Raw genomic sequence first — 14,935 nt, forward strand, 5'->3', positions numbered from 1 at the left:
GACCCGTGGACCTGACGATTCTCTACCGGGGCCCGCTCGCCTCCTGCGACTACGACTGCCCGTACTGCCCCTTCGCCAAGCGGCGCGACAGCCCGGATCAGCTGCGGGCGGACCGGGCGGCGCTCGAACGGTTCACCGCGTGGGTGGCGGCGCAGACCGGTGACCGGATCTCGGTGCTGTTCACGCCGTGGGGCGAGGGCCTGGTGCGGTCCTGGTACCGCAGGGCGATCGTGGAGCTGGCGGGCCTCCCGCACGTACGCCGGGTCGCGATCCAGACGAACCTGAGCGGCCGTACGCGGTGGCTGGCCGAGGCTCCGGAGGCGGCCCGCGAACGGATCGCGCTGTGGTGCACGTACCACCCGGGGCAGACGCCGTACGAGCGTTTCCTCGGCCGGTGCGCGGAGCTGAGGGACCTCGGGGTCCGGCACAGCGTGGGCGTCGTCGGGTTCGACGCCCATCTCGGCGAGGCGCGGCGGCTGCGCGCGGCGCTCCCGGAGGAGGTCTACCTCTGGGTCAACGCCGCCGAGGGGCACACCTACACGGACGAGGAGGCGGAGCGGTGGACGGCGATCGACCCGCTGTTCCCGTACAGCCGCCATCCGCACCGCTCGGCGGGGCTGCCCTGCCGGACCGGTGAGTCGGTGATCTCGGTGGACGGGGAGGGCACGGTGCGCCGCTGCCACTTCGTCCGGGCGGAGCTGGGCAATCTGTACGACGGGAGCTACCGGCGGGCGCTGGGGCCGCGGGCCTGCCCGCTCGCCGTCTGCGACTGCCACATCGGCTATGTGCACCTGGAGACGCTGCCGCTGTACGACGTCTTCGCGGGCGGGGTCCTGGAGCGGGTCCCGGAGGTGCTGCCGCTGTCCCCGGTCGCCGCGACGCGGTCACGGGGCGACTGAGGACAGCGGAGGGGCCGGTCAGAGCGGCAGCAGGTCCGGCCGCTTCGGCTCGACGTGGTCCCCGGAGGACTCGCCGCGCAGCCGCCGCCCGATCCACGGGACCAGGTATTCGCGCGCCCAGTGGATGTCGTCGCGGCGGATCTCCAGCGTGCCGCGCGGCGGCTGCGGCGGCCACGGCTGGTCCGGGTCGGCCGGCACGTCGAGGCCGAGGACCTGGGCGGCGCGGAGCGCGACCCGGGTGTGGCCCTCGGGCGACAGGTGGAGCCGGTCGCCGTCCCAGGCGCGCCGGTCCTGCACGGAGCGCAGCGACCACAGGTCGAGGACCGGGCAGTCGTAGCGGTCGGCGATGGCCCGGACGTGAGCGGTGTAGGTGGCGATCTTGCCGCGCAGATGGCGCAGCACGGGGACGCCGCGGGTGTCGAAGCCGGTGGTGACCATGACGGTGCCGACCGACCGCGTGAGGTCGGCGACCGCCCGCTCGAAGCGTTCGGCCACGTCGTCCGGGTCGGTGCCCGGCCGGATGATGTCGTTGCCGCCGGCGCAGAAGCTCACCAGGTCGGGGGCGAGTTCCTTGGCGCGGGGCACCTGCTCCTCGACTATCTGGTCGAGGAGGCGTCCTCGTACGGCGAGATTGGCGTACCGGAAGTCCCCGTGCGCGGAAACGGGTGAGCCCTCGGCCCGGGTCGCCGGGCCGGGCTCCGGGAGCCGGTCCGCGAGAAGTACCGCGAGCCGGTCGGCCCAGCCGACGAACGTTCCGTCCGGGCCGGCGTCGCCGACTCCCTCGGTGAAGCTGTCGCCAATCGCCGCGTACGACCCGATGGCGCCCTGTCGGTCGATGGCGCCCTGTTGAAGGTTGTTCGAATCGTCTGCCACAACCGCATATCCTGCACCCCGGAATGTGACCTACGCGACCGTAATAAGGGGTTGACGGGTGGTGAGATAAACCACCCGGTCAGTTTTCGGTAAAGGGGGAATAAGCAGAGGGACGGCGCACCGCCGTGCGCCGTCCCTCTGTGTCGTTCAGCGACCCGGATCACCGGGCCGGTGGTGCCTGGATCAGACGGTGATCCCGTGCGACGCCAGGTAGGCGATCGGGTCGATGTCCGAGCCGTACTCCGGGCCGGTGCGGACCTCGAAGTGGAGGTGCGGGCCGGTGGCGTTGCCGGTGGAGCCGGAGAGGCCGACCTGCTGGCCCGCGGTCACGGTCTGGCCCGCCGAGACGGAGAGCGAGGACATGTGGCCGTACTGGGAGTAGTGGCCGTCGGCGTGCTTGATGACGACCTGGTTGCCGTAGGCGCCGCCCCAGCCGGCGGTGACGACGGTGCCGGAGGTGATGGCCTTCACGCTGGTGCCGGTGGAGACGGGGAAGTCGATGCCGGTGTGGCTGCCGCTGGACCAGCTGGCGCCGGAGGCGCGGTACGCGGTGGTGTGGTTGCCCGGGACCGGGTGGACGTAGCCGGAGGCGTTGTCCTGTGCGGCCGGAGCCTCGGTCTTGGCCTCGGTCTGCGTCTCGGTCTTGGTCTCGGCCTTGGGCGCGGTCTTCGTCTCGGCCTTCGGCGCGGCCTTGGCGGGGGCCTCGGACGTGGTGGCGGCGGGGGCCGCCTTGGCGCCGAGGGTCAGCTTCATGCCCGGGAAGATCAGGCTCGGGTTCTCGCCGACGACCTCGCGGTTGTCCTGGTACAGCTTGTGCCAGCCGCCCTCGACGTGGTGCTGGGCCGCGATCTTCGACAGGTAGTCGCCGGAGACGACGGAGTACGTGGTGGTGCCGGCGCTCTTCGCGGGCTTGGCCGGGGCGGTGTGCGCGGCGGCCGACTTCGACGTGGCCGGTGCGGACTGCTCCGCGGCGTGGGCACCGGTGGCGCCGAGCAGCGGAAGCGCGATGACGGCTCCGCCGGCGCTCGCGGCGACGACGCCACGGGCAATGGTGCTGGACTTGGGACGGCGGTGCTTACCCGAATTGGGCATGAAGAATTTCCTCTCCGGCGCCTGCGAGGTGAGCTGTCGGGTTCGGGCTGGAGATGCCCGGCCGCGCCTGGCGCGACTTCACCCCTAGCCGTCCGGTCGTCCCGGTCGGCGGCTTACCTGGTTCCCCCGCTCCTGCCACACGGTGAGTGAGTGCGAATTCCGGACGGCGGCAGGATTGGGCGTTCCATCCGGATGGCATGGAACGTAAGCGAGCCGGGACGGCGGAAACAAGCCACATGTTCGGCGCCGGATTCCGCACCGGAATTGCGGCTCGGAATTCCGGTCACACTCCGTGGATTACGGATCTTGGCTTTCCGCGCGGCGCGGGGAGTACCCAGCCGGGGCGCCACCACACACCGTCACGGATATGATCCCGCTCACGAGCGGGTGATCATCTCCCGCACAACCAGGGCAAGTTCTACATAATCCGGCAATACGGACATGTCGTGGCCATCGTCCGCACCGGAGCGGGCGGCCGAGATGATTGCCCCAGGAACCGATGTCGTATCGTCGCGGTCGTGGGCCCGTCGGCGACACGCGCCGGGGCAGAGCCTCCAGGAGTGACCGTGACGCAGCAGCTGCCGCAGACCCCGCCGACGGAGCCCGTTCTCACCGGTGTCCGCAACTTCCGCGACGTAGGCGGTCTGCCCACCACCGACGGCCGCCGGGTGCGCCACGGCAGGCTCTACCGCAGCGGGCACCTGGCGCACGCCACGGCCGAGGACGCGGCCTTCCTCGGCGGGCTCGGCCTGCACACCGTCTTCGACTTCCGCAACGCGGCCGACCACAAGCTGGACGGCCTGGACATCGATCTGCCGGGCGTACGGAATGTGAGCATCCCGCTCAGCGACCCGGCGGACGGCGCCGAGTTCTGGCGGATGGTGCGCGACGGCGACATGGCGGAGCTGCGCTCGATCCTGGCCGACGGCAAGGGGACCAGCCGCATGGTCGCCTCGTACCGCTCGATCATCCTGGAGCGCACCGCCGAGCACAGCCGGGTGCTGCACGCCCTGGCCGAGGACAGCGTCCCCGCCCTGATGCACTGCGCGGCCGGCAAGGACCGGGCGGGGCTCTCGATCGCGGTGACGCTGCTGGCGGTGGGCGTCGGGCGGGAGACCATCGAGGCCGACTACCTCAAGTCGAACGACGCGCACCGCCGCTACCGCATCCGGCGCAGCGACACCTCGTCGGCCGGGATGTCCCCGGAGGTGCTGGAGCTGCTCAACCCGCTCTTCGGCGCCCAGCCCGACTACCTCGCCGCGGCCTTCACCGCCATGGACGAGACCTGGGGCGGCACCGACCGCTATCTCACCGAAGGGCTGAAGCTCACGCCCGCCACCCGTGAGCAGCTGCGCGAACGGCTCCTCGACGAGAGCTGAGGCGGCCCCGCCTACTGGTTGTGCATGCCGACCGCGAAGAGCAGATAGAGGAACGCGGCGATGACATGCCCGGCCACCAGGTAGGCGAAGAGCCGGATGACGAGTCCGCGCGGCATCTTCTTCTCCTGGCTGTCGGCGCCGGGGCGCGGGGCCGGGGTGAGCGGGTCGTAGTGCTCTGAATCAGGCATGACTGGCCTCTCTGGCTGCCGGGGCTCCGGCGGCGGGAACGTCTCAGCCGCGGTGGACCTGGCCGCCGAGGCACAGGTCGGCGGCGGGGCTCTGCAGCAGGGTGTGGACGAAGAGCAGCTCGGCGCCCTCGGGTTCGGGGGCCGCGATCCGGTGCGGGGTGAGCGAGTCGAAGTGCGCGCCGTCACCGGGCGCGAGGTCGTGCACCGTCTCGCCGAGCGTCACCCGGAGGCGGCCGGTCAGGACGTACAGCCACTCCTCGCCGGGGTGGACGCGGACCAGGTCGCCCTGGGCGCCGTACGGAACGCGGACGCGCAGCGCCTGCATCGCCCGGCCGGAGCCGCCGGCCTGCTGGTACAGCCAGCCGTCGGCGGCCGCGCCCTCGAACGGGCGGCCGCGGACGATCGCGTCCCGTTCCGGGGGCGTCTCGCCGAGGAGCTCGGAGACCGTCGTACCGTAGATCCTGGCCAGCTGGAGCAGCATCGGCAGCGAGGGCTGGCGTCGGCCCGTTTCGAGCCGGGAGAGATGGGCGGGCGAGAGCCCGGCCCGCTGGGCCGCGGTCTCCAGGGTGAGACCACGGCCTCGGCGCAGATCGCGCAGGCGTGGCGCGACACCGGGCAGCTCACCGGCCGCCAGGTCGTCCGGAGGGTTCATGCCTCCATTGGGCCAAAGACTTTCCCCTGAGGCAAATTTATTGCCTCAGGGGCAAAAACGCCTCAGCGGTTGGCGACGGCCTGCTTCACCAGGGTCCGCCCGAAGTCCCACATCAGTCCCCCGCCGCTGTGCGCGTCGTCCATGACGGCGGTGAACGCCTCCACGAAGCGGTCGACGTCCGCGTCATCGATGACCAGCGGCGGGATCAGCTTGATCACTTCGAGGTGGTCGCCGGAGACCTGCGTGAGGATGCGGTGCTTCTGGAGCAGCGGCACGACGACCATCTGCGCGAAGAGCCCCTTGCGGGCCGCTTGGAGCATGGTCCAGCGGCTGCGCAGCTTCAGCGAGGTGGGGCGGCCGAACTCGATGCCGATCATCAGCCCGCGCCCCCGCACCTCGTGCAGCAGCTCGTAGCGCCCGACGAGCGCGGACAGCCGCTCCCGGAGCAGGTCGCCGGTGCGGCGCGCGTGCGCGACGGTCTCCTCGTCCTCCATCACCGACAGCACCGCGAGCCCCGCCGCCATCGCCTGGGCGTTGGAGCCGAAGCTCGCGGAGTGGACGAGGACCCGGTCCATCGAGGAGTAGACGCGCTTGAAGATCCAGTCCTTGCCGAGCGTCGCCCCGACCGGGACATAGCCGCCGGAGAGCGCCTTGGCGACGCAGACGAGGTCCGGTTCCACCCCTGGCTCGTGCTGGTACGCGTAGAAGTCGCCGGTCCTGCCGAGGCCGGTCTGCACCTCGTCGGCGATGAGGAGGGCCTTGTGCTTGCGCAGCAGTTCCTGGGCCTCGCGCAGATAGCCGGGCGGCGCGGCGAGCACCCCCTTGCCCTGGATCGGCTCCACCACCAGGGCCGCGACATCACCCCGCTTCAGCTCCCTGCTCAGCGCCGCGAGGTCGCCGAGCGGGATCGCGGTGTCGGGCAGCAGCGGCGCGAAGCCGTCCCGGAAGCCGCCCTCGCCGTTGACCGAGAGCGAACCGGTGGTCAGCCCGTGGAAGGCGTGGTCGCAGTAGAGGACGCGGGGCCGGCCGGTGGCGTACCGGGCGAACTTGAGAGCCGTCTCGACGGCCTCGGTGCCGCTGTTGCCGAAGAACACCCGGTCCAGGTGCGGGCTGTGGCTCAGCAGCTTCTCGGCGAGCAGCCCGGGCAGCGGCTGGCAGTCGAAACGGGTCAGGTCGGCGAGCGAGGCGTCGAGGACGTCGTGCAGCGCCTTGCGTACGACGGGGTGGTGCCGGCCGAGCCCCATGACGCCGAATCCGGCGAGCATGTCGAGGTAGTCGTTGCCGTCCGCGTCCCAGAAGTGCGCGCCCTCGGCCCGCTCGTAGACCTTGTCGAAGCCGATGGTGTGCAGCATGCGCGGGAGCTGGTGGTTGAGGTGTCTGGTGTGCAGCTCGTAGCGTTCGGCGCCGCGCTCGGCGAGAAGCCGCGCCAGATCGAAGCCCTTGGGCTCGTCGTCCTTCATGCCCCGCTCTCCTTGTGCCCGTTGCCCGGAGCGTCCTGCCCCGTGCCGCCGGCCGCCTTCCGGGCGGCCGTGACGGCGCTGATCCGGCCCGCGATCTCGACCGGTGTGAGCCCGATGTCGGCCAGCACCTCGGACCGCTTGCCGTGCGCGAGGAACTGCTCGGGGATGCCGAAGGTGCGCAGCGGTACGTCGACGCCCGCGTCCCGGAGCGCCTGCCCGACCGCCGAACCGACGCCCCCGGCCCGGCTGTTGTCCTCGACCACCGCGACGAGCCGGTGGGCGGCGGCGAGCGGCGGCAGCGTCGCGTCGACCGGCTTGACCCAGCGCGGGTCCACCACGGTGCAGCGGATGCCGGCGCCCGACAGGAGTTCGGCGGTACGCAGGCAGACGGAGGCCATCACACCGACGGCGACGAGGAGCACATCGGCGTCCTCGTCGCGCCGCAGCACGTCCATCCCGCCGATCCGGGCGACCGCCTCGAACGCCTCCCCGACCGACTCCTTCGGGAACCGCACCAGGGTCGGCGCGTCGTCCACCGCGACCGCCTCGCGCAGTTCCTCGCGCAGCCGGTCCGCGTCGCGCGGGGCCGCGATCCGCAGCCCGGGCACGACCTGGAGCACGGACAGGTCCCACATCCCGTTGTGCGAGGCGCCGTCGGGCCCGGTGACTCCGGCCCGGTCCAGGACGAAGGTGACCCCGCACCGGTGCAGGGCGACGTCCATCAGGAGCTGGTCGAACGCCCGGTTGAGGAAGGTGGCGTAGACGGCGACGACCGGGTGCAGCCCGCCCGTGGCGAGCCCCGCCGCACTGACCGCGGCGTGCTGCTCCGCGATGCCCACGTCCCAGACGCGGTCCGGGAACGCCTCGGCGAACCTCGTCAGCCCGACCGGGTCCAGCATCGCGGCGGTGAGCGCGACGACGTCCGGGCGCTCCGCCCCGATCGCCACGATCTCGTCCGCGAACACGGAGGTCCAGGACGGGCCGGCGGCGGGCACGAGCGGGACGCAGGTCAGGGGGTCCATCGCGCCGACGGTGTGGAAGCGGTCGGCCTCGTCGCGCAGGGCGGGGGCGTAACCGCGGCCCTTCTCGGTGATGCAGTGGACGAGGACCGGGCCGCGGAAGCCCTTGGCGCGGTGCAGGGCGGCCTCGACGGCGGCGGTGTCGTGCCCGTCGACCGGGCCGATGTACTTGAGCCCCAGGTCCTCGAACATGCCCTGCGGGGCGACGAAGTCCTTGAAGCCCTTCTTGGCCCCGTGCAGTGCTCCGTGCAGCGGCTGCCCGATGACGGGGGTCCGTTCCAGGAGGCCCTTGCCCCAGGACAGGAAGCGTTCGTAGCCGTCGGTGGTGCGCAGGGTGGCGAGGTGGCGGGCGAGACCGCCGATCGTGGGTGCGTACGAGCGCTCGTTGTCGTTGACGACGACGATCAGCGGGCGGTCCTTGGCGGCGGCGATGTTGTTCAGCGCCTCCCAGGCCATCCCGCCGGTGAGGGCCCCGTCCCCGATGACGGCGACGACGTGGCTGCCGCGTCCGCGCACCTCGTTGGCCTTGGCCAGGCCGTCGGCCCAGCCGAGGACGGTGGAGGCGTGCGAGTTCTCGATGACGTCGTGCTCGGACTCCTCGCGGGACGGGTAGCCGGAGAGCCCGCCCTTGCCGCGCAGCTTGGAGAAGTCCTGGCGCCCGGTGAGCAGTTTGTGTACGTAGCTCTGGTGGCCGGTGTCCCACAGGATGCGGTCGACGGGCGAGTCGAAGACCCGGTGCAGGGCGATGGTCAGCTCCACCACCCCGAGGTTGGGGCCCAGGTGGCCCCCGGTCCTGGCCACGGCCTGCACCAGGAACGTGCGGATGTCATCGGCGAGTTCGCCGAGTTGTGACGCGTTCAGTGCCTTCAGATCGTGCGGCCCCCGGATGCTCTGCAGCAGCGCCATTCCCGGGCCCCCTCTCTGTGGTCCTGTTCCTGCTCAAGGTGAGGGCCGGGCTCCGCGCGGGAGCCCGGCCGGGTGCCGCGGCTCAGCCGTTGCCGCCGACGGTCTCGCGCATGGCACGCAGGGACTCCTTCAGGGAGCCCATGGTGGCGAGGACGGCGGTGGGTTCGTAGCCGCAGTGCGCCATGCAGTTGGCGCAGCGCGGGTCCTTGCCCCGGCCGTACTTGTCCCAGTCGGTGTCCTCGATGAGCTGCCGGTACGTCGGCACGTAGCCGTCACTCATCAGGTAGCAGGGCCGCTGCCAGCCGAACAGGGAGTAGTTGGGGATGGCCCAGGCGGTGCACGGGAAGTCGGCCTTGCCCTCCAGGAAGTCCAGGAAGAGCGGCGAGTGGTTCAGCCGCCACCGGCTCCGGTTGCCGCCGGCGAAGGACTTCTTGAACAGCTCCCGGGTCTGCTCGACGCCCAGGAAGTGCTCCTGGTCGGGAGCCTTCTCGTACGCGTAGGCGGGCGAGATCATCATCTCGTCCACCTTGAGGTCGTCGTTGAGGAAGTTGAGCACCTCGATGATGGTCTGCGGGGTGTCGGTGTTGAAGAAGGTGGAGTTGGTGGTGACCCGGAAGCCGCGCCGCTTGGCCTCCTTGATCGCCGCCACCGCCTCGTCGAACACCCCTTCCTTGGCGACCGACTCGTCATGCCGCTCACGGAGTCCGTCGATGTGCACGGCGAACGCGAAGTAGGGCGAGGGCGTGAACTTCTCGATCTTCTTGCGCAGCAGCATCGCGTTGGTGCAGAGGAAGACGTACTTCCTCTTCGCCACCAGCTGGCGCACGATCTCATCGATCTGAGGGTGCATCAGCGGTTCGCCGCCGGCGATGGAGACCATCGGGGCGCCCGATTCGAGCACGGCGCCGACGGCCTGGGCCACGGGCATGCGCTGCTTGAGGACTCCGGCCGGGTGCTGGATCTTCCCGCAGCCCTCGCAGGCGAGGTTGCAGGCGTACAACGGCTCCAGCTCGACAATCAGCGGAAACTTGTCCCGCTTGCGGAGCTTTTGTTCAATGAGGTACGTCGCAACCTTGATGGACTGACGAAGCGGCATGGCCATCTAGCTCACCTCCTGGGGAGCAGCAAAGATCGGTGCCATTCATAGAAAGCCGGCAGGACGGCACGAAGAACGCGGAAGGCCGATATTCCACCGCGGAACGTGCCGATGCGGACGAGCTCATGCTCCGGAGCGTCCACGACCACCCGTACGGCGGCAACCGGGCGCGGCCCGGACCGCAGGGCGGTGCGCAGGGTGGCGGCGGACTCCATGTCCACCGCGATCGCCCCGGTGGCCCGCAGTTCGGCCCGCTCATGTCCCCGGACGACATGGTCGGACCCGGTGAGCGGGCCGGTGTGCACGGTGCGCCCCGGTACGGCCCTGGCCAGTGCCTCGGCCAGCAGCTCCGCACCGGTGCACGGGACGGGGTCCCCGGCGGCCCGGGTCTCCTCGGCCACCACCAGGTCGCCCGGGTGCATCCCGGGCGCGAGACCGGCGCAGAACCCCGAGGCGATGACCGCGGTGTCCGGCGCCCCGCCGTCCTGGCCGAGCGCGCGCGCCACGGCGGTCTCGGCCGCCCTGGGGCCCATGCCGGTACGGAGCACGGTGACCCGCTCCGGGGCGTCCACCGCCCTCCGCCGGCCGGTGCGCAGGGCGAACTGTTCGATGCCGAGCGCGCAGGCGATCAGCAGCGGGGCGGCCGGCCCGGCCTCTGTCATCGGGCCCCCTCGCGCGTCGGCGTGCGGCCCGCGAACGGGTCGCCGTGCACGTACCGCCCGAGTGCGGTGAGCGGGAAGACCTGCCGGTAGAGGTGGTAGTTGATGGAGAAGTCCCAGGGGAACCCGGTGCCGGTGAAGTAGGGCTCGTCCCAGGAGCCGTCGGCCTGCTGGGTCTCGGTGAGCCAGGCGATGCCCCGGGTCACGGCGACGGTGTCCCGCCGCCCCGCGGCGAGCAGCGCGAGGAGTGCCCAGGCGGTCTGGGACGCGGTGGAGGCCCCTTGGCCGATCCACTTCTCCTCGCTGTAGGAGCGCAGGTCCTCGCCCCAGCCGCCGTCGTCGTTCTGGACGGACTCCAGCCACTCGACCGCGCGCCGGATCGCCGGGTGCGACGGGGGCAGCCCGGCGGCGGTCAGCGCGGGGACCACCGACCCCGTCCCGTAGACGTAGTTGACGCCCCAGCGCCCGAACCAGCCACCGCTCACGTCCTGTTCGGACAGCAGCCACTCGATGCCGCGCCGGGTGACGGGGTGTTCGGCGCGGCCCTCGACGGCCAGCATCTCCACCACGTGCCCGGTGACGTCGGCGGACGGCGGGTCGATGACCTCGCCGAAGTCGCAGAAGGGCAGCCGGTTGGGGAAGGGGCTGGTGTTGTCCGCGTCGAAGGCGCCCCAGGCCCCGTTGCGGGACCGCATGCCGATGTTCCAGCGCACACCGCGCTCGATCGCGGCGTCCACCCGGGCCTGGTCGGGGTGGCGGACCCGGCGCAGGGCGAGGACCACCTCCGCGGTGTCGTCGATGTCGGGGTAGTTGTCGTTGTGGAACTCGAACGCCCAGCCGCCGGGCTCCAGTCCGGGCCGGCGCACCGCCCAGTCGCCCGGCCGGACGATCTCCTCGGCGAGCATCCAGTCCGCCGCCCGCACGAGCGCCGGGTGGTCGGGGGCGACCCCGGCGTCGGCGAGCGCGATGGTGGCCAGGCAGGTGTCCCAGACCGGGGACTGGCACGCCTCGATCATGCGGGTGCCGTCCTCGCGCCACACGGCGAAGCGGTCCAGCGATTCGAGGCCCGCCCGCATCACCGGGTGTTCGAGGTCGTAGCCGAGGAGGTGCAGGGCGATGACCGAGTAGACGGCGGGTGGCTGGATGCCGCCCCAGCAGCCGTCGTTCTCCTGGCGTTCGATGATCCAGCGGGCCGCGGCGTTCATCGCGACCCGGCGCAGCCGGCGCGGCGCGAACCGGTGGTAGACGTGCAGCGCCTTGTCGAGCCGCTGAAAGAGTCCGTCCCAACTCCGTGCCGGCGCGGGGCGCTTGGGCGGATTCGGGTTCGCGGGGTCGGTGTGCAGCTCGTCCAGGGCGAAGGGGGCGGGCCGGACCGGCCGCTTCGCCGACACGATGGTGAGCGGCACGATGGTCTGGCGGGCCCAGCAGCCGAAGTCGTAGATGTTGAGCGGGACCCACTTCGGGAAGAACATCAGCTCCGGGGGGAGCTCCGGCAGGTCGTCCCACTTCCACCAGCCGAAGAGGGCCAGCCAGATCCGGGTGAAGACCCGGCTCGCGGCGATGCCGCCCTGTTCCCGGACCCAGCCCGCGGCGCGGGCCATGTGCGGGTCCTCCGGCCGGTCCCCCGCCAGCCTCAGCGCGACGTACGCCTCGATGGTGGTGGAGAGGTCCGCGGAGCCGCCGTGGAAGGTCGCCCACGTCCCGTCGCCGAGCTGTTCGCCGCGGATGAATCCCGCGGCCGCCCGGACCGTGGCGGGGTCCTGGATGCCGAGGAACTGACGGAGCAGAAGGTCCTCGGCGTCCATCGTGACGTTGGTGGCGAGGTCCCCCTTCCACCAGCCCTGCTCGTCCTGCCTGCCGAGGAGATGCTCCACCGAGCGCTCCGCGGCCCGCCGCGCGGCGGCGAGTACACCGTCCGCGGCGATCGTTGATTCGGTTGTCTTTCTCCTGGCCGAGGCTGCGCGGGGGTCAACGGCCCCGGTGCTTCCGTCGGTCGTCGCTGTCATGGCTTCCCCTTCGTGCAGGTGGTCCTCTGCTGTGCTGGGGTCTCCGTCGGCCGGCGCCCGTGCGGGCACCGGCCGGCGACTGCGAGTCATATGGACCAGATAGTGATCATCTCTTTCGTACGACGACGAAGTCCGCGAGCGCGGTGAGCTGCGCCCGCACGGGTTCCGGCATGTCGACACCGTGCAGCACCTCTATGGCGACCGCATGCTGACGACGCGCCTCCTGGGCGGTCCACTCGCGGCCGCCCGCCTCCTCGATGAGCGCCGCACGGGCGGCGAACTCCTCCTCGGAGAAGCTGTCGAAGTCGCTGCTCTTGGCGTCGGCGGCGAGCAGCTCGCCCAGGCGCTCGGAGGCCGGTCCGCCCGCGGCGAGCGCGGCGACGACCGGCAGGGACTTCTTGCGCTGGCGCAGATCGCTCCAGGTCTGCTTGCCGGTGGACTCGGGGTCGCCCCAGATGCCGAGCAGATCGTCGACCGCCTGGAAGGCGAGCCCGAGGTGGTGGCCGTACGCCTCCAGGACGTCGGCCGTGCGGTCGTCGGCGCCGCCGAGCACCGCGCCGATGGAGCAGGCGCAGGCGAGGAGGGCGCCGGTCTTGTTGCCCTCCATCTCCAGGCACTCCTCGACGGTGACGCGCTCGCGGTGCTCGTAGGAGATGTCCTGGGCCTGCCCGTCGATGAGCTTGCGGGTCGCCGTGGTCAGCCGCCGCGCCGCCCGGCCCGCTTCGGCCGTGCCGAGCTCCAGCAGTATGTCGTAGGCCAGGGCGAACAGGGCGTCGCCGACCAGGATGGCCTGGGCGGGGCCGTGCACCTTCCACACGGTGTCGCGGTGGCGGCGCTGCTCGTCGCCGTCCATCAGGTCGTCGTGCAACAGCGAGAAGTTGTGCACGAGCTCGACGGCTACGGCGCCGGGGATACCGGCCTCGGCCGAAGCGCCGGCCGCCTCGGCCGACAGCAGGGCCAGGGCCGGGCGGACGGCCTTGCCGCCGTCGCCGTCGGCGGGCCTGCCCTGGGCGTCGATCCAGCCGAAGTGGTAGGCGGCCACGGTGTCCATGGGCGGTGCGAGCCGGTCGACGGCGGCCCGGAGCACCGGCGTGGAAAGGGCCCGTCCGCGCTCCAGAAGCGCGGTGACGTCCGTGGTGTCCGCCACGGTGTCGGAAGCCGGATTCGCCGGGGTCACTGACTCTCCTCTTGTTCCGGTGGTACTGCTCATGCCGCCTCCTGCAGCGGATGTTCATGGGGGCGGCCGAGCGCCAGGAGCGCGGCGTCCGCGGCACCCGCGCCACTGCGGACCGCACCCTCCATCGTGGCGGGCCAGCCGGTGGCGGTCCAGGCACCTGCCAGGAAGAGTCCGGGGGCGCGGGTGAGCGTCCCGGGACGCAGCCGGCCGACGCCGGGTGCGGGCGCGAAGGTCGCGGTGCGCTCGCGGGTGACGAAGAAGTCCCGGATGCCGGCGCCTCGGGCGGCGGGCAGCAGCCGTTCCAGCTCGGGCAGGTAGCGGGCGCGCAGTTCGGCGACGGGCAGGTCGATCTCCTCGTCGGCCGCGGACTGGGACACCGCGAGGTACTGCCCGGGTCCGGTGAGGCCGGACGCCTCGGTGCGGTCGAAGACCCACTGGACCGGGGAGCCGAGCGCGGCGAAGAAGGGCCGCTTGAGCACCTTGCGGTCGTAGACGACGTGCACGTTGAGGATCGGGGACGTACCGATCTCCAGGAGCTTGTCCGGTGCGTCGAGCGCGCCCTCGGGCAGCAGGTCGTAGGTCTCGCGCTGCGGCACGGCCAGGACGACGGTGTCCGCCTCGATCCGTTCGGCGCCGGTGTCCACCACCCAGTGCCCGGCCTCGGTGCGGGCCAGACCGTGGGCCTTGGTGCGCAGTTCGGTGCGGACGCCGGCGGAGTCGAGGGCCTTGCGGCTCATCGTGTCGTGGATGTCCCCGAGCGGTACGGCGGCCCAGCCGATGTCGGCGGCGCCCGGTTCGGAGAGCAGCCCGGTCTTGAAGACCTTCGCGGCGAGCCCGAGGGAGGCGTGGGGGGCGGTGGCGTTGAGGGTGGCGACGCCGACGAGGTCCCACAGCGCCTCGATGGTGCGCGGCGACTGGCCGTGCCGGGCGAGCCAGCTGCCGAAGTCCTCGGCGTCGAGGGCGGGGTCGTCCGGGTCGAGCCGGCCGAGGGCGAGCGCGGCGCGGGCGACGCCGGCGCGTTCGACGAGCGAGAGGTGCGGGTATCCGGCGAGGCCGGCGGCGAGGTGCAGCGGGACCGGGAGCGCGTTGCGGCGCAGCCGTCCGAGCCGGGGGCCCGTGGGCCGCCCGACGTCCAGAACGGGCACGTCCAAACGGTTTTGCAGGGGTGCCAGGCGGGTGCCGTCGACCCGGTCGAGGAACCAGCGGTAGGCGGTGCAGCAGCGCAGGTAGACGTGCTGGCCGTTGTCGACCGTCAGCTCTCCCCGGCGGAACGAGAAGGCGAGTCCGCCGAGCCGGGGCCGTCCTTCGAGCAGGGTCACGTCAAGCCCGGCATCGGCAAGCCGCAGCGCCGCCGTGACACCGGCGAGCCCGCCGCCGATCACGACCGCGCGGGACGGACGCGTCGCGTCGTCGTTCATGCCTCCCCCTCTCGCCGGCTGCTTGCCCATCGGTCCTGCTCGGATCGGTCCTGCCCAGACAGGGACGCGGCGGCCCGGGCGGGGGTTGCCCGCCGTCCGCCGCGTTCGTCC

The 14,935-nt window shown here is 71.9% G+C and carries 13 protein-coding genes and 1 riboswitch; of the genes, 2 read left to right on the top strand and 11 right to left on the bottom strand.

Annotated elements, in window-relative coordinates; genetic code table 11:
- The first annotated feature begins 5 nt into the window (after positions 1 to 5).
- The gene (locus OG867_RS01625) at positions 6 to 899 is read left to right on the top strand and encodes an STM4011 family radical SAM protein (protein WP_328903693.1); all 894 of its coding nucleotides are present in this window, start codon (positions 6 to 8) and stop codon (positions 897 to 899) included.
- Between the two features lie 18 nt (positions 900 to 917).
- Here the strand turns inward: OG867_RS01625 and OG867_RS01630 are convergent, their stop codons facing one another.
- Complete coding sequence (locus OG867_RS01630) at positions 918 to 1,772, bottom strand: SGNH/GDSL hydrolase family protein (RefSeq protein ID WP_328903692.1); 855 nt, start codon at positions 1,770 to 1,772, stop codon at positions 918 to 920.
- A 183-nt stretch (positions 1,773 to 1,955) separates the two neighbouring features.
- Complete coding sequence (locus OG867_RS01635; protein WP_406281865.1) at positions 1,956 to 2,864, bottom strand: peptidoglycan DD-metalloendopeptidase family protein; 909 nt, start codon at positions 2,862 to 2,864, stop codon at positions 1,956 to 1,958.
- 3 nt (positions 2,865 to 2,867) lie between these two features.
- Positions 2,868 to 3,023: riboswitch (cyclic di-AMP (ydaO/yuaA leader) on the bottom strand.
- A 407-nt stretch (positions 3,024 to 3,430) separates the two neighbouring features.
- Between OG867_RS01635 and OG867_RS01640 the strand changes: the two genes are divergently transcribed.
- A complete protein-coding gene (locus OG867_RS01640; RefSeq protein WP_328903690.1) occupies positions 3,431 to 4,243 on the top strand; it encodes a tyrosine-protein phosphatase in 813 nt (270 codons plus the stop codon).
- An 11-nt stretch (positions 4,244 to 4,254) separates the two neighbouring features.
- On the opposite strand, the gene OG867_RS01645 is transcribed toward OG867_RS01640, so the two are convergent.
- The 9 genes from OG867_RS01645 to hpnE all read right to left on the bottom strand — a co-directional run bounded on the left by OG867_RS01645 (position 4,255) and on the right by hpnE (position 14,824).
- Positions 4,255 to 4,431 (bottom strand): DUF6126 family protein, encoded by a 177-nt coding sequence (locus OG867_RS01645; RefSeq protein ID WP_328903689.1) that lies wholly within the window; start codon positions 4,429 to 4,431, stop codon positions 4,255 to 4,257.
- A gap of 43 nt (positions 4,432 to 4,474) precedes the next feature.
- Entirely contained in the window at positions 4,475 to 5,083 is a 609-nt protein-coding gene (locus OG867_RS01650; RefSeq protein ID WP_328903688.1) for an XRE family transcriptional regulator, read from the bottom strand.
- A gap of 62 nt (positions 5,084 to 5,145) precedes the next feature.
- Complete coding sequence (locus tag OG867_RS01655; protein WP_328903687.1) at positions 5,146 to 6,543, bottom strand: aspartate aminotransferase family protein; 1,398 nt, start codon at positions 6,541 to 6,543, stop codon at positions 5,146 to 5,148.
- Positions 6,540 to 8,468 (bottom strand): 1-deoxy-D-xylulose-5-phosphate synthase, encoded by a 1,929-nt coding sequence (gene dxs / locus OG867_RS01660; protein WP_328903686.1) that lies wholly within the window; start codon positions 8,466 to 8,468, stop codon positions 6,540 to 6,542. Before dxs ends, OG867_RS01655 begins: the two co-directional genes overlap by 4 nt.
- An 82-nt stretch (positions 8,469 to 8,550) precedes the next feature.
- Complete coding sequence (hpnH, locus tag OG867_RS01665; protein WP_406281871.1) at positions 8,551 to 9,570, bottom strand: adenosyl-hopene transferase HpnH; 1,020 nt, start codon at positions 9,568 to 9,570, stop codon at positions 8,551 to 8,553.
- A gap of 5 nt (positions 9,571 to 9,575) precedes the next feature.
- Positions 9,576 to 10,226, bottom strand: a complete 651-nt coding sequence (locus OG867_RS01670; protein ID WP_328903684.1) for a 1-hydroxy-2-methyl-2-butenyl 4-diphosphate reductase — start codon at positions 10,224 to 10,226, stop codon at positions 9,576 to 9,578.
- Positions 10,223 to 12,229, bottom strand: coding sequence for a squalene--hopene cyclase (gene shc / locus OG867_RS01675; RefSeq protein ID WP_406281874.1), 2,007 nt, complete (start codon positions 12,227 to 12,229; stop codon positions 10,223 to 10,225). Before shc ends, OG867_RS01670 begins: the two co-directional genes overlap by 4 nt.
- A 106-nt stretch (positions 12,230 to 12,335) precedes the next feature.
- Positions 12,336 to 13,439 (bottom strand): polyprenyl synthetase family protein, encoded by a 1,104-nt coding sequence (locus OG867_RS01680; protein ID WP_403986402.1) that lies wholly within the window; start codon positions 13,437 to 13,439, stop codon positions 12,336 to 12,338.
- Positions 13,436 to 14,824, bottom strand: coding sequence for a hydroxysqualene dehydroxylase HpnE (gene hpnE / locus OG867_RS01685; protein WP_406281877.1), 1,389 nt, complete (start codon positions 14,822 to 14,824; stop codon positions 13,436 to 13,438). The genes OG867_RS01680 and hpnE overlap by 4 nt, the downstream gene beginning before the upstream one ends.
- Between the last annotated feature and the right edge of the window lie 111 nt (positions 14,825 to 14,935).

This window comes from Streptomyces sp. NBC_00209 (assembly GCF_045206345.1).
Classification (GTDB): Bacteria; Actinomycetota; Actinomycetes; order Streptomycetales; family Streptomycetaceae; genus Streptomyces.

What these genes read in the sequence shown, in the direction of transcription:
- OG867_RS01635 (WP_406281865.1), bottom strand. Translation starts at nt 2,864, where the DNA reads ATGCCCAATTCGGGTAAGCACCGCCGTCCCAAGTCCAGCACCATTGCC.
- OG867_RS01645 (WP_328903689.1), bottom strand. Translation starts at nt 4,431, where the DNA reads ATGCCTGATTCAGAGCACTACGACCCGCTCACCCCGGCCCCGCGCCCC.
- OG867_RS01650 (WP_328903688.1), bottom strand. Translation starts at nt 5,083, where the DNA reads ATGAACCCTCCGGACGACCTGGCGGCCGGTGAGCTGCCCGGTGTCGCG.
- OG867_RS01655 (WP_328903687.1), bottom strand. Translation starts at nt 6,543, where the DNA reads ATGAAGGACGACGAGCCCAAGGGCTTCGATCTGGCGCGGCTTCTCGCC.
- dxs (WP_328903686.1), bottom strand. Translation starts at nt 8,468, where the DNA reads ATGGCGCTGCTGCAGAGCATCCGGGGGCCGCACGATCTGAAGGCACTG.
- hpnH (WP_406281871.1), bottom strand. Translation starts at nt 9,570, where the DNA reads ATGGCCATGCCGCTTCGTCAGTCCATCAAGGTTGCGACGTACCTCATT.
- OG867_RS01670 (WP_328903684.1), bottom strand. Translation starts at nt 10,226, where the DNA reads ATGACAGAGGCCGGGCCGGCCGCCCCGCTGCTGATCGCCTGCGCGCTC.
- shc (WP_406281874.1), bottom strand. Translation starts at nt 12,229, where the DNA reads ATGACAGCGACGACCGACGGAAGCACCGGGGCCGTTGACCCCCGCGCA.
- OG867_RS01680 (WP_403986402.1), bottom strand. Translation starts at nt 13,439, where the DNA reads ATGAGCAGTACCACCGGAACAAGAGGAGAGTCAGTGACCCCGGCGAAT.
- hpnE (WP_406281877.1), bottom strand. Translation starts at nt 14,824, where the DNA reads ATGAACGACGACGCGACGCGTCCGTCCCGCGCGGTCGTGATCGGCGGC.